The sequence below is a fragment of the Cellulosimicrobium sp. I38E genome, assembly GCF_001647255.1.
Lineage (GTDB): Bacteria > Actinomycetota > Actinomycetes > Actinomycetales > Cellulomonadaceae > Cellulosimicrobium > Cellulosimicrobium cellulans_E.
Window position 1 is genome coordinate 19,704 of record NZ_LUAZ01000017.1, and the last position, 12,608, is coordinate 32,311.

13 protein-coding genes are annotated in these 12,608 nt (G+C 74.0%); 3 read left to right on the top strand and 10 right to left on the bottom strand.

Going from position 1 to position 12,608, the window contains the following annotated elements:
• Positions 1–3: 3 nt before the first annotated feature.
• From A0J59_RS05345 to A0J59_RS05365, 5 genes are all read right to left on the bottom strand, one after another.
• On the bottom strand, positions 4–792 hold the full coding sequence (locus tag A0J59_RS05345) for a fumarylacetoacetate hydrolase family protein (protein ID WP_064315456.1): 789 nt from the start codon (positions 790–792) through the stop codon (positions 4–6).
• On the bottom strand, positions 789–1,934 hold the full coding sequence (locus A0J59_RS05350; RefSeq protein ID WP_064315457.1) for an exo-alpha-sialidase: 1,146 nt from the start codon (positions 1,932–1,934) through the stop codon (positions 789–791). The genes A0J59_RS05345 and A0J59_RS05350 overlap by 4 nt, the downstream gene beginning before the upstream one ends.
• Positions 1,931–3,370, bottom strand: a complete 1,440-nt coding sequence (locus A0J59_RS05355; protein ID WP_064315458.1) for an MFS transporter — start codon at positions 3,368–3,370, stop codon at positions 1,931–1,933. Before A0J59_RS05355 ends, A0J59_RS05350 begins: the two co-directional genes overlap by 4 nt.
• Before the next feature lie 127 nt (positions 3,371–3,497).
• The gene (locus tag A0J59_RS05360; RefSeq protein WP_064315459.1) at positions 3,498–4,373 is read right to left on the bottom strand and encodes a dihydrodipicolinate synthase family protein; all 876 of its coding nucleotides are present in this window, start codon (positions 4,371–4,373) and stop codon (positions 3,498–3,500) included.
• A 221-nt stretch (positions 4,374–4,594) separates the two neighbouring features.
• Positions 4,595–5,257: a GntR family transcriptional regulator gene (locus A0J59_RS05365; RefSeq protein WP_052877365.1), complete on the bottom strand. Its 663-nt coding sequence runs from the start codon at positions 5,255–5,257 to the stop codon at positions 4,595–4,597.
• Positions 5,258–5,367: 110 nt separating this feature from the next.
• On the opposite strand from A0J59_RS05365, the gene A0J59_RS05370 reads away from it, so the two are divergent.
• Entirely contained in the window at positions 5,368–6,378 is a 1,011-nt protein-coding gene (locus A0J59_RS05370; protein WP_064315460.1) for a LacI family DNA-binding transcriptional regulator, read from the top strand.
• Between the two features lie 9 nt (positions 6,379–6,387).
• Here A0J59_RS05370 and A0J59_RS05375 read toward each other — a convergent pair whose 3' ends face one another.
• Positions 6,388–7,374, bottom strand: coding sequence for a ketose-bisphosphate aldolase (locus A0J59_RS05375; RefSeq protein WP_047231100.1), 987 nt, complete (start codon positions 7,372–7,374; stop codon positions 6,388–6,390).
• Positions 7,375–7,457: 83 nt separating this feature from the next.
• Here A0J59_RS05375 and A0J59_RS05380 point away from each other — a divergent pair, with 83 nt between their 5' ends.
• Positions 7,458–7,667 (top strand): LacI family DNA-binding transcriptional regulator, encoded by a 210-nt coding sequence (locus A0J59_RS05380; protein WP_172820017.1) that lies wholly within the window; start codon positions 7,458–7,460, stop codon positions 7,665–7,667.
• Positions 7,668–7,685: 18 nt separating this feature from the next.
• A complete protein-coding gene (locus A0J59_RS05385; protein ID WP_082918764.1) occupies positions 7,686–8,516 on the top strand; it encodes a LacI family DNA-binding transcriptional regulator in 831 nt (276 codons plus the stop codon).
• Between the two features lie 57 nt (positions 8,517–8,573).
• Here A0J59_RS05385 and A0J59_RS05390 read toward each other — a convergent pair whose 3' ends face one another.
• Genes A0J59_RS05390 through A0J59_RS05405 form a run of 4 tightly spaced genes read right to left on the bottom strand, consistent with a single transcriptional unit; the run spans position 8,574 to position 12,608 of the window.
• Positions 8,574–9,218, bottom strand: coding sequence for a class II aldolase/adducin family protein (locus A0J59_RS05390; RefSeq protein ID WP_047231098.1), 645 nt, complete (start codon positions 9,216–9,218; stop codon positions 8,574–8,576).
• Complete coding sequence (locus A0J59_RS05395) at positions 9,215–10,714, bottom strand: L-fuculokinase (protein WP_064315463.1); 1,500 nt, start codon at positions 10,712–10,714, stop codon at positions 9,215–9,217. Before A0J59_RS05395 ends, A0J59_RS05390 begins: the two co-directional genes overlap by 4 nt.
• Positions 10,711–11,643 (bottom strand): carbohydrate ABC transporter permease, encoded by a 933-nt coding sequence (locus tag A0J59_RS05400; RefSeq protein WP_064315464.1) that lies wholly within the window; start codon positions 11,641–11,643, stop codon positions 10,711–10,713. The genes A0J59_RS05395 and A0J59_RS05400 overlap by 4 nt, the downstream gene beginning before the upstream one ends.
• Positions 11,640–12,608: a carbohydrate ABC transporter permease gene (locus A0J59_RS05405; protein WP_052877364.1), complete on the bottom strand. Its 969-nt coding sequence runs from the start codon at positions 12,606–12,608 to the stop codon at positions 11,640–11,642. The genes A0J59_RS05400 and A0J59_RS05405 overlap by 4 nt, the downstream gene beginning before the upstream one ends.

Sequence of the window (12,608 nt, forward strand, 5' to 3'; positions counted from 1 at the left end):
GCCTCAGGCCACGCGGTGGCGCAGCGTCCCCACGCCACCGACGCTCAGGGCGACCTCGATACCGCCCGCGGGACGCTCGCCGAGGGGCACGGCCGACCGGTGGGCACCGGTGAGGACGACGTCCCCGGGGCCGAGCTCAAGATGGCGCGTGAGGAAGACGAGCTGCTCGACGACGCCGTAGGCGAGCCCCGCGGTCGTGGAGCGTGCGCGCTCGACGCCGTCGACCTCGACGACCAGCTCGGCGTCGTCGAGCCGCACGTCCGTGTCGACCCACGGCCCGAGCGGGGTGAAGCCGCTGCCGTTCTTCGACCGCGTCATCATCGCGTCGAGGGCCACCTGGTCGTCGGCCGTGAGGTCGTCCGCGACGGTGCACCCGAGCAACACGCCCGGCACGTCGTGGGGGCGCAGGTCCCGGCACGGCCGCCCGACGACGACCGCCGCCTCTGCCTCCGCCACGAGGGCGCCCAGCGTGCGGTCGTGGCGCACGACCGTCCCGGGGCCGACGACGGTGCGCGCCGACTTCAGGAACGCCTGCGGCGGCAGCGCCCGCCCCTCGGGCCCGCTGTTGTGCGCCATGCCGACCACGACCCGGGGGCGGCACGGCGCGAGGAGCGCGGCGGCGACCGCAGGGTCGTCGGCCGCGAACCGGGCTCCGCTCGACGCCGGCAGGACGGGTCGACCGTCGCGACCGGTCGCGGGCTCGGGGACGTCGGCCACGAGCACGTCCCAGGAGTCGCCGTCCAGCACCGCCGCGCGCGGTCCGTGCGGTGTGCGGAGGCGGGCGATCCTCATCGGCCCGCAGGAGCGGCAGGTGCGCCGCCGTCCTTGCGCCCCTGCGCCGGAGCCCGGTCGAGCAGGTCCACCGGCACGCGCGCGAGGACGATGCCGCGCCGCTGCCAGGTGTAGCCGACGAGCACGGACCCGTCGTCGTCGAGCGTCGCGGACGGGTAGGAGTACTCCCCTCGGCCGTCCGTGACGATCCCCGTGTCGCCGGCGGCGAAGCCGCTCGGAGCGCCCTCTTCCGCGACGGTCGGCAGCCCGACGCCGGCGATGCTCGCGGGCGGCACGACACCGTCCTCGACCTCGACGGCCGGGCGCCAGGTGACCCCGTCGTCGTCGGAGACGGAGAGGCTCAGCGGGCACCGTGCGCCCCAGTCCTCCCCCACGGGGTTGTGGACGAGCACGACACGCCCGCTCGGGAGCCGGAGGACCGTGAGCCCGGAGTTGTTGTTGGGGAGCCGGGTGGGCACCGCGGGCGACCATGAGCGCCCGTCGTCGTCCGACGTCGTGCGGTACACGACGCCCTCGCTCGACCGGCACAGCGCGACCAGCTCGTCGTCCCCCGTCCAGAGCGCCGGCTGGATGATCCCCGCGCCCCGTACGTGCGACCGGTCGAGGGGGACGTTCGCGAGCGCCCAGGTCGCCCCGGCGTCCTCGGAACGGTCGAAGCGCGCCGCCCACACGGGCTCGGCACCACCGCTCTCGACCGACGACGGCGCGAGCCACGCACCCTCCGGCGTCACCACCGGGGGGTTCTTCACCGGACCGCGACCCCCGCTCGCGTCGCCGGGGACGAGCTCGCGGGGCTCCGTCCAGGTCCGGCCGTGGTCCGTCGAGGTGCGATACCACGTGACCCAGCGCGAGATCCGGGCGCCGCGGTGCGCGAACAGCCACAGCCGCCCGTCGGGCGCGACGGCGAGCACGGGGTTCCACCACGCGACGTCGTCGTCCTCGCCGAGCACGACCTGGGGCTCGCTCCAGACGCCGTCCTCCTCGGCGACGAGCCAGATCGCGTTGTCCGGCGTGCCCTCCCGGGTGCCGGCGAACCATGCCACGAGCGTGCGCCCGCCCGTGCGGGCGACGGTGGACGCGTGGCACTGGGCCCACGCCTCGCCGTCGCCCGACACGAGCAGGCGCTCCACGGGCGTCGTCACCGGACGGTCTCGCCGACGACGTTGAGGTCGCGCCGGAAGGTCTCCGGCGTCTTCCACACGGTGAGCATCGTGATGAGCGCGCCGACCATGACGTACAGCGCGACGAGCTGCCACCGCGACCCGTCCTCGCCCGCGAGCGCGGTCGCGATGAACGGCGTCAGGCCGCCCGCGACGATCGACGCGATCTCGCGCCCGGTGGCCGCGCCGGAGTAGCGGCGGTCCGCCGGGAAGAGCTCGGCGAAGAACGCCGGCTGGATCGAGTTGATGGCGTTGTGCCCGAGGTTCAGCATGAGCACGTACCCGAGCACGATGAGCACGAAGCTGCCCGTGTTGAGCAGCCCGAAGAACGGGAAGGCCATGACGAACACGACGAGGGCCCCGAAGAAGTAGACGGGTCGCCGGCCGATCTTGTCGGAGATCCACGAGAAGATCCCGTGCGCGGGGAACGCGAGGACCGCCATGATGAGGATCGCGGTGTTGAGGCTCTCCTTCTCGAGGCCGAGGTGCTGCGGGCCGTAGCTGAGCACGAAGACCGTGAGCAGGAAGTACGGCAGGGCCTCGGCGAAGCGCAGCCCGACGATGCGCAGCAGGTTGCGCCAGTCCTCGAGGAAGACGCTCGCGAGCGGCCCGCGGGTGGGCGCCTGCGACGCGGGCTCCGCGGCCGCGGCGGCGTCGCGCTCCTGGCGCTCACGGATGGCGGCCTGGCTGGCCTCGAGGTTCTCGACGGTGAGCGAGCGGTTGCGGCCCTCCTTCTCGAGCCCGGCGACGGCGTCGGTGAAGACCGGCGTCTCCTCGAGCGAGCGGCGCATCCACAGGCCGACGGCCAGCACGACGGCGGAGAGCCAGAACGGCACGCGCCAGCCCCACGACTGGAGCTGGGCGTCGTCGAGCGTGTACACCCAGGCGAACACGAGGGTGATGAGGATCTGCGCGGAGAAGCCGCCGGTGTTGGGCCACGACGTGTAGAAGCCGCGGTGCCGCGGGTTCGTGGACTCGAGCACGATGATCATCGACCCGCCCCACTCGCCGCCGACGGCGAAGCCCTGGACGAGCCGGAGCACGACGAGCAGCGCCGGCGCGAGGAGGCCGATCGAGTCGTAGGACGGGAGGAAGCCGATGAGCAGGGTCCCGGTCCCCATGATCGCGAGCGTGAGGACGAGCGTGGACTTGCGCCCCTGCTTGTCGCCGCGGCGGCCGAAGAACATGCCGCCCAGCGGGCGCGCCAGGAACCCGACGGCGAACGTCCCGAGCGACGAGAGCGTCGCGACGAACGAGTTCTCGGAGGGGAAGAAGACGGCAGGGAAGACGATCGCGGCGGCGGTGCCGTAGACGAGGAAGTCGTAGTACTCGAGCGTGTTGCCGACGAAGCTCGAGAGCGTGACCTTCCAGGCGTACCGCCTGCTCGTGAGCGGGGCCGCGGGTGCGGTGACGGACATCGTTGTTCCTTCGGTGCGGGGTTCCGCTGATCTCAGTGTGGGGGCTCCGGGTCTCAGCGGCGAGGGCCCGGGCCCCTCCCGCGGCACCCGTCCGGGGTGCCGCGGGTCGAGCGGTTCGAGGCGGGTGTCAGGCGGCGGCGAGGTCGTGCCCGGCGGCGGCGAGCGCCGCGCGGATCTCCGCCTTCACGGCGTCGGACGGCGGGTCGATCGGCATACGGGTGGCTCCTCCGGGGAGACCCTGGACGTCGAGCCCGTACTTGAGGCGCGCGATGCTCGGGCCCAGCGCGGAGACGAGACGCTGCACGACGGCCTGCGCCTGCACGACGGCGGCCGCGTCGTCCGCCACGAGGGCTGCGCGCAGGTCCGCGAAGGCCCGGGGGGCGACGCCGGAGACCCCGGACACGGTCCCGCGCCCGCCGGCAGCGACCACGTGGGGCAGGTCCGCGTCGTTCCCGGACCACAGGGCGAGGCCCGGAGCGGCCGCGCGGTACTCGTCGACGCGCGCGGACGCGGCACCCGAGGTCTTCACCCCGTCGAGGCCGAGGCCGGCGAGGCGCGCGAGCAGCGCGGGCGCGACGTCCGAGCACGCGACGTCGGGGAAGACGTAGGCGTAGAGCTCGCCCTGCGTCGCCGCGCGGAGCTCGGCGTAGTAGCGGACCACGCCCTCGTCGCTCGCGGTGAGGTAGTACGGGGTGATCGCCGCGAAGCGGCGCACGCCCGCCTCCTCGGCGACCCGCAGGTGCCCGAGCGCCTCGCGCACCGACGCGGCGCCGACGTGCGCGACGGTCCGCTCGGGGCCGAAGACCTCCACGCTCGTGCGGACGAGCTCGCCGCGCTCCGACGCGTCGAGGGCGGGGAACTCTCCCGTGGTGCCGACGGCGAAGACCCCGTCGACCTCCGGCTCGACGTGCGCGAGCAGGACGCGCAGCGCACCGAGGTCGAGAGCGCCCGAGGCGTCGTACGTCGTGACGGGCGGGGTGATGATCTCCGGTGCCGTGGTCATGGGCACGTCTCCTTCGTCGGTGTCTCGCGTCGCTGCGCGGGGCGCTGCCTCGCGCCGCCGTCAGGATGGCACTGTTTACTGTTAACAGTCAACCGTCAACACCTAGCGCCTGTCGTGGCGACGAGGCGACGGGCCCCTCGCGCCGCGCACGCGGAAGGGCAGAAGAAAGCCCCGACCTGCACGGGGGCAGACCGGGGCGGTGGTGGGGCGTGCGGGGGCGCTCAGCGGCGCGGCTGGTGCAGCGCGTCCTTCATCCGGCGGCGGGAGCCGGCAAGGTGCTCGTGGAGGTAGGCGAGAGCCTCGTCGAGACGAGGCTCACGGATCGCGTCGAGCAGGCGCTCGTGGTCGGCGCAGGACGGGTGCAGGTCGACGTCCTGCTTGTTGGTCTCCTGGAGCATCACCGCGAACGTCGGCTCGATCTGCGCCCAGAGGGTCCGCAGCCGACGGTTGGGGACTGCCGCGTAGAGCGTCGAGTGGAACGCGAGGTCGTGGGCGGCGTACGTGTACCAGTCCCCCGCGTCGGCGGCCTCGCGCATGCCCGCGAGCGCCGCCTCGCTGGCGCTCCAGTCGACCTCGTCGGCATGCTCCGCCGCGGCGCGTACGGCGACCGCCTCGAGCGCGCTGCGCACGTCGTAGAGCTCGTCGACGTCGTCGGCGCTCACGCCGCGCACCACGTAGCCCCGACGCTCGGACTCGACGAGGTGCTCGGCCGCGAGCACGCGCAGCGCGTCGCGCACGGGCCCGCGCGAGACGTCGTACTGCCGCGCCACGCCCTCCTCGACGAGGCGTTCGCCCGGCGCCAGCTCCCCCCGGACGATCGCGACCCTCAGGACGTGGGCGAGACGATCCCCCAGCGACCCCGCACGCACCGTGTCGACCGACACCCTCGCCCCTTCGTCCCCACGCCCGACGGGGCCGGCGACCGGCCCCATGACCGGACCATTGTGCCGCAGGCGCGCGGGTGGGACCCGGGCGTCCGGCTACGCTCGCGGGCATGACCCGCATCGTCGACGTCGCCCGGCACGCCGGCGTGTCCACGGCCACGGTCTCCCGGGTCCTCAACGGCAAGACCGTGCGACCCGAGCTCGCGGCCGCCGTCCGCGCCGCGGTCGAGGACCTCGGGTACGTGCCCGACCGCACCGCGCGCTCGCTCCGCCGCCGCTCCAGCGACGTCGTCGCGCTCGTCCTGCCCGACGTCGAGAACCCGTTCTTCACGGCCGTCGCTCGGGGCGTCGAGGACGTCGCGCAGGAGGCCGGGTACTCCGTCGTCCTCTGCAACACCGACGACGACCCGGCCAAGGAGGAGCGCTACCTCGCGGTGGCGGAGCACGAGAACATGGCGGGCGTCGTCGTCGCACCCGCGAGCGGGTCTCCCGAGATCGCCGCGCTGCGCGCCCGGCGCCGGGCGGTCGTCGTGATCGACCGCCGCGTGGGCCAGGACGTGGACCAGGTGGTCTTCGACAACGTCGCGCTCGGGCGGCGCGCCGCGCAGGCGCTGGTCGAGCGCGGGTTCCGGCGGATCGCGTGCGTCACCGGGCCGGTCGCGACGAGCACGGCGGTCGACCGCGCACGCGGCTGGCGGGAGGCGCTCGACGGCGCGGGCCTCGAGGCGGACGACCTCCTCGTGCACGCCAACTTCCGCGTCGACGGGGGCTACGACGCGACCGTCGCCCTGCTGGCCCGGCCCGACCCGCCGGACGCGGTCGTCGCGACGAACAACCTCGTGGGCGTCGGGGTGCTGCGCGCCCTCGCCGACGCGCACGGCCGCCCCGCGGCGTCCCCGGCGGACGCGGTGGACGGCCAGGGACCGGGCAGCGGTCCGGCGCTCGGGGTCGGGATCGTGGGCGACCTGCCCTTCGCGACGTCGCGCACGTCCGACGTCGCGCTCGTGCCCCTGGACCCCCGTGCCCTCGGCACGACGGCGGCCCGCCTCCTGCTGGACCGGCTCGCGGGCGACGAGGAGCCCGCCCGGCGGGTCGTGCAGGAGACGCCCGCCGGGCCGTGAGCACCGGGCTCAGCGCGGCGCCGCGGCCTCCTGGGCCACGACGTCGGCCGCCCGCCCCGCCTGCCCGAACAGGGCCATGCGCTCCTCGAGGAGCCGCTGCGCCCAGCGCCGGCCCTCGGCGAGGTAGGCCGCGGGGTCCACGTCCCCGGGGGACTGGGCGAGCGCGACCCGGACCCCGGCGGTGAACGCCATGTAGTGGTCCATGCCCTGGTTGATCTTGCGGACCCCGAGGCCGGCCGCGCGCGCCTTCTCCGCGTCGGGGACGCCCCACGACTCCGGCAGGTCGCCGCCGTGCGCGTTGATCGTCGCGCGCAGGTCGGCCGGCAGGCCCGACGACCCGTGCATGACGAGGTGCGTGCCGGGCACCCGCGCCGCGATGCGCTCGACGAGGTCCATGTGCAGGACGGAGCCGTCCGGCGGGCTCGTGAACTTGTAGGCGCCGTGCGACGTCCCGATCGCGACGGCGAGCGCGTCGACGCCGGTGCGGCGCACGAACTCCTCGGCCTGCTCCGGGTCGGCGAGGACGATCTCGGCGTGGCTGCGGCCGTCCTTCGAGCCGCCGATGGTCCCGAGCTCCCCCTCGACGGACACGCCGTGCGCGTGCGCGTGCTCGACGACGCGGCGCGTGACCGCGACGTTCTCCTCGAAGCCGGCCGGGCGGCCGTCCGGACCGACCGAGCCGTCGATCATCACGCTCGTGAAGCCGGCCGCGACGGCGCGCGCGCACGTCTCCTCGTCCGGTCCGTGGTCGAGGTGCAGCGCGACCGGCACGTCGGGGTACGCGGCGACCGCCTCGTGCAGGAGCGACCACCAGAGGCGGTCGTCGCCGTAGGGGTGGGAGCCCGCGAGGGTCTCCACGATCACCGGGCTCGCCGTCGCGCGCGCGGCGTCGAGCACCGCGGTCGCCATCGCGAGGTCGGCGACGTTGAAGGCGCCGACGCCGTAGCCACCCCGGGCGGCGGCGTCGAGCAGGGTACGGTTCGTGACGAGGGTCATGGCTGACCTTCCTGTCGTGTCGTCGGGAGCGTGCCGCCCGGGCGGACGGCGACGGGTTCGTGCGGGCGACGGGCGGAGGCGACGTGACGCAGGACGACGACCGGACCGCGGGAGCGGGTGGCCGGTCCGTGCGGCTGGCCGACATCGCCGCGCGCGCCGGGGTGTCCATCAAGACGGTGTCGCGGGTCGTCAACGACGAGCCGCACGTCGCCGCGGCCACCCGTCGCCTCGTCGAGGACGCGATCGCCGAGCTGGGGCTGGAGGGCGAGGCCCGCCCGCGAGGGCGCAAGTGACGGACCGGGGTCGTCGGGCTGGTGTTCCCCGACGTGCGCAACGACTACTTCGCCGCGGTGAGCCGCGCGCTCCAGGAGCGGCTGGCGAACGTCAGCCCGACGTTGCTCTCCGCCGACTCGGACGACGACCTGCACACCGAGGAGTCGATCCTCACGGCCTTCCGGCGCCTCGACGTCGACGGCCTCGTGATCTTCCCGACCGGCGCACCGGGCCTGGTGGAGTTCGCGCAGTCCGTCCCGACCGTCGTCGTGGACCGCACGGTCCCCTCCGTCCGCGGTCTGGTCGACCACGTGCTGCCGGACGCCCGGCACGCGGCCGAGCAGCTCACCCTGCACATGATCGAGCAGCACCACGTGCAGCGGGTGTGCCTCGTGGCGGGCGACCTCGCGGTCTCCACCCTGCGCAACCGGCACACGGCCTTCCAGCGCGTCGTCAGCCGGACGGGGACCGAGAACCACGTCCTCGCCGGGCTCACGACGTCCGAGGAGGCCGCGACCGCCGCGTACTCGCTGTTCCGGACGCTCGAGCCGCCGTTCGGCGTGCTCGCGACGAACAGCCTCATGTTCTGGGGCGTGCTCACCGCGGCGCAGCGCCTCGGGCTCAAGGTGCCGTCCGACGTCGTGCTCACGACGTTCGACAACGTGCCCGGCGTCGGGACGACGGGCCTGGTGCCGACGAACGCCGTCGCCCCGGCGGCGACGCTCGCCGCGCGGACCGTCCAGCTCCTCACGGAGCGCATGAACAACCCGGCGCTGCCGCCGCGCCTGCTCGACATGGACTACGACATCGCCTACGGCACGACGTGCGGCTGCGTGCCGATCGACCCGGCGCGCAACGTCCTCGGGTAGCCGGCGGCGGCGGGCCGCCGGGCCGGCCCCGCGGGGACGATGCACGCCGGGCACGGGTCAGAGCGTGTGCGTGATGCCCAGCGACGCGTAGTCGAGCACGATCGGCTCGTCCGTGACGGCCCGCGCCGCGGAGAGCACCTTCGCCGCGCTCTCCACCGCGACGCTCGTCTTGAACGCGTCGCGCAGGTTCGGTCCGACCGTGAGCAGGCCGTGGTTGGCCCACACGACGGCGTTGCGGTCCTCGAGGTAGCGCGCCATGTCGCGGCCGAACTCGGTCGAGTTGCTCAGCGCGAACGGCATGATCGGCACGTCGCCCTTGGTGTAGATGACCATGTTGACGAGCGCGCCGCGGATCGGCTCCCCGAGCACGCCGAACACGTTCGCGTACGTCGGCTCGGTGTGGACGATCGCCTGCACGTCGGGGCGGGCGGCGTACACGGCGAGGTGGACCGTCACCTCGGAGGACGGCAGGAGGTGGCCCTCGACGACGTTCGCGTCCTCGTCGACCACGACCAGGTCGTCGGGCGTCATGCGGTCGTACTCGAGGTCCGTCGGGGTGATGAGGAACGTCGACGTGCCGGGGATGCGGAGGCTGATGTTCCCCTGCGTGTTGAAGTTGAGCCCGAGCTTCACGGACTCCAGGCAGTACGCGAGGACGTCCTCGCGCGCGGCCTGCAGGTCGAACGTGTCCAGCGTGGTCATGCGATCTCCTTGAGTGCGGTGCCGTCGAGGTGCTCGACGGCGAGGGACGTGCTGACGGGGGTGAGGAGGCGGTGGAGCGAGTCGAACGTCGCGCGCTGCCGCGCGTACCACGCCGCGTGGCGCGGGTCCGGGCTCGCCTCGTGGACGACGGGTGGTGCAGGGAGGTCGAGCACGCTCCGGAACGTGCCGACCCCGAGGGCCGCGAGCAGCGCGGCGCCCCGTCCCGCGGCCTCGCGCACGACGGCGCGCAGCGGGACGCCCGCGGCGTCGGAGCGCGCCTGGAGCGCGGCGAGGTTGGCCGAGCCGCCGCCGACGGCGTGCACCTCGACCGGGGGGACGCCGCGCTCCGCGAGCGCGGCCCGGATCTTCGCGAGCTCGAACCCGGACGCCTCGACGAACGCGCGCGCGATCTGGGCGGTCGTCGTCTCGAGCGTCAGCCCGAGGAGCGCGCCGCGCGCCGACGGGTCGTTGTCGAGCGTGCCAGAGCCCGCGAGGTACGGGGCGACGAGGAGCGGGGGCGGGTCCACCGCGCCGACCTCGTAGAGCGACGCCCAGGGGTCGATCCGGTCGTGGTGGACGATGGTCGAGAACCAGTCGAGCGCGAACCCGCCGGCGGCGGTCCCCGCGAGCGTGACCCACAGGTCGTCGCCGACGGGGTAGGTCGCGAGCCCGGTGCCGTCGAGGCCGCCGGGACGCGCCCGCGTCCCGACCGTGAGGCAGTCGCTCGACCCGAACGAGAACACGGCCCGGTGCCCGGGGCGCCCCCCGCCGCCGAGGAAGGCCGCGGCCTGGTCGTGGACGCCGGCCACGACCGGCGTGCCCGGTCGCAGGCCGGTGCGCTCGGCGGCGTCCGCGGAGACGGTGCCGACCACCTCGCCCGCGGCCACCGCCGGGGAGAAGAGGTGCCCCGGGACGTCGAGCGCGTCGAGGACCACGGCCGACCAGGTGCGCGAGCGCACGTCGAACGCGCCGGTGCGGGCCGCCATCGTGAGGTCGACGGCGGGCGCCGCCCCCAGGCGGGTCGCGACGAAGTCGTCCATCGTGCGGACCGCCGCGGGCAGCGCGGCGTCGGGCAGGAGGTCCCGGACCTTGTGCACGGAGAACATGGGGTGCAGCGGCTGACCGGTGATCTCCTGGGCGACGTCGTCGCCGAGCGCGTCCCGGAGCCGTGCCGCGGAGGCCGCGCCGCGCCCGTCCATGCTCAGCGGTGCCGGACCGAGCGCACGGCCCGCGCGGTCGACGGGCACGACGGCCTCGCCCAGCGTGGAGAAGGACAGCGCCTCGACGGGGTCCGCGCGGACCGCGGGCTCGCCGACGACGTCGCGCACGAGCGCCTCGACGCCGTCCAGGACGGCCTCCGCGTCGACGTGCGCGCGACCGGGTGCGGGTCGCACGACCGTGGTGCGGCGCGAGCGCGCGACGAGCTCGTTGCCGCCCTCGTCGTAGACACCGACGCGCGTGCCGGTGGTCCCGAGGTCGATGCCGAGGTAGCTCACTTGACCGACCCCGCGAGCCCGTTCACCAGGTACCGCTGGATGAACAGGTAGACGACGACGATCGGCACCGAGATGAGCACGAGCACCGCGAACAGCGCGCCCGGCTGGCTCAGGTAGATCCCGCGGTACGCGAGGGGGACGAGCGTCAGCGGCTTGAGGTCGTTGTCGCTGATCGCCACGAGCGGGAGGAGGAAGTCGTTCCACGTCATCATGAGCTGCCAGATGACGACCACGGCCGCCGCGGCCTTGCCGAGCGGGAAGTAGATGCGCCAGAAGATGGTCCAGGCGGAGGCTCCGTCGACGAGCGCGGCCTCGTACGTCTCGTCGGGGATCGCGAGGTAGGTGGTGCGGATCATGATCACGGCGAACGGGAGCCCGAGCGCGGTATAGGCGAGCACGAGGCCGAGGAGCGAGTCGTAGAGGCCGATCGCCTGGAGGATCTTGAAGACCGCCACGACGATGCTCGCCATGGGCAGGACGAGCGCGAGCAGCAGCCCCACGAACACGACGCCGCGGAACGGCACCCGCAGGCGGGCGAGCGCGAACGCCGTCATGGAGCCGAGGAGGACCACGAGCAGGATCGACGGGACCGACACGAGCAGGCTGTTCAGCAGGTGCCGGAGGATCGGGTTGGTCTCGAAGATCGTCAGGTAGTTGCGCAGCGTGGGCTCCTCGGGGAACAGCCCGAGCGCCGTCGTCGAGGGGTTGGACGTCGGCAGGAGGGAGATCCCGAGGACCATGACCACGGGGATCATCCACAGCACCGCGAGCGGCCCGAGCAGCCAGTGCGACCATCGCGGCGGCGCGTCCACGTCCTTGCTGCGCCCGTGGCCGCGGCGGCGGCGCGCCGCTGCGGGGGCGCCGCCGGGCGCGGCGTCCTCGTCGGGCGCGCGCCCCGCGCGGGCGGTGCCGGAGCTGAGTGCCGTCATGACTTCTCCCCCGTGATGAACCCCGCGCCGAACGTGCGCAGCATCGCGACGGACGAGCCGATCGCGAGGACGAGCAGGACGACCGAGATCGTCGCGCCGTAGCCGAACGACTGGAGCTGGAAGGCTTCCTTGAACATGTACGTCGGCATGAGCTCCGACGCGTGGTTGGGCCCGCCCTCGGTGAGCACCCAGACGAGCTCGAAGGTCTTGAGCGAGCCGATGATCCCGAGCAGGACCAGCGACAGGTGGGTGGGCTTGAGGAGCGGCAGGACGATCCGCCGGACCAGCGACCAGCCGCTGGCGCCGTCGATGCGCGCCGCCTCGAGGACCGAGTGGTCGAGGAGCTGGAGCCCGGCGAGGTAGAAGAGCATCGAGAAGCCCGACCACATCCACACGTTGACGACGATCACGGTGACGATCGCGGTCGACGGGTCGGACAGGTAGGGGCGCGTGAGGACCTCGAGGCCGGTGGCCCGACCGAGCTGCGCGAGCACGCCGTTGAACGGGTCGAGCAGGCGCTGCCACACGATGCCCACGACGACGGGCGAGAGGACGGCCGGCAGGAAGAAGATCGCCCGGTAGACCGTCCGCCCGCGCAGCCGGGTGTTGAGGAGCCACGCGAGCGTGAAGCCGATGACGGCCTGCGGCACGATCGTCAGGAGGATCCACAGCAGCGAGTTGCGCAGCGTGATGTGGAAGACCGGGTCCTGGGCGAGGTCGGCGTAGTTCTGGACGCCCGCGGGCGTCCCGGCGTTGACGCCGTCCCAGTCGAGCGTGCTCGCCTGGACGTTGAACACGATCGGGTACACGACGAACACGGCGAAGAGCAGGAGCGCGGGGGCGATGAAGCCGAGCGCGACGAGCTGCTGGCGGCGACGCGTGCTGCGTCCCGTCGGCGTCGTCGCGCGCGACCCGGCGACCCGCGGCGTCGCCGCCGCGGGTCGCCCGGAGACGAGGGCTGCCAT

Coding starts and splice junctions, on each gene's coding strand:
- A0J59_RS05345 (WP_064315456.1), bottom strand. CDS start 792: ATGAGGATCGCCCGCCTCCGCACACCGCACGGACCGCGCGCGGCGGTG.
- A0J59_RS05355 (WP_064315458.1), bottom strand. CDS start 3,370: ATGTCCGTCACCGCACCCGCGGCCCCGCTCACGAGCAGGCGGTACGCC.
- A0J59_RS05360 (WP_064315459.1), bottom strand. CDS start 4,373: ATGACCACGGCACCGGAGATCATCACCCCGCCCGTCACGACGTACGAC.
- A0J59_RS05370 (WP_064315460.1), top strand. CDS start 5,368: ATGACCCGCATCGTCGACGTCGCCCGGCACGCCGGCGTGTCCACGGCC.
- A0J59_RS05375 (WP_047231100.1), bottom strand. CDS start 7,374: ATGACCCTCGTCACGAACCGTACCCTGCTCGACGCCGCCGCCCGGGGT.
- A0J59_RS05390 (WP_047231098.1), bottom strand. CDS start 9,218: ATGACCACGCTGGACACGTTCGACCTGCAGGCCGCGCGCGAGGACGTC.
- A0J59_RS05400 (WP_064315464.1), bottom strand. CDS start 11,643: ATGACGGCACTCAGCTCCGGCACCGCCCGCGCGGGGCGCGCGCCCGAC.
- A0J59_RS05405 (WP_052877364.1), bottom strand. CDS start 12,608: ATGGCAGCCCTCGTCTCCGGGCGACCCGCGGCGGCGACGCCGCGGGTC.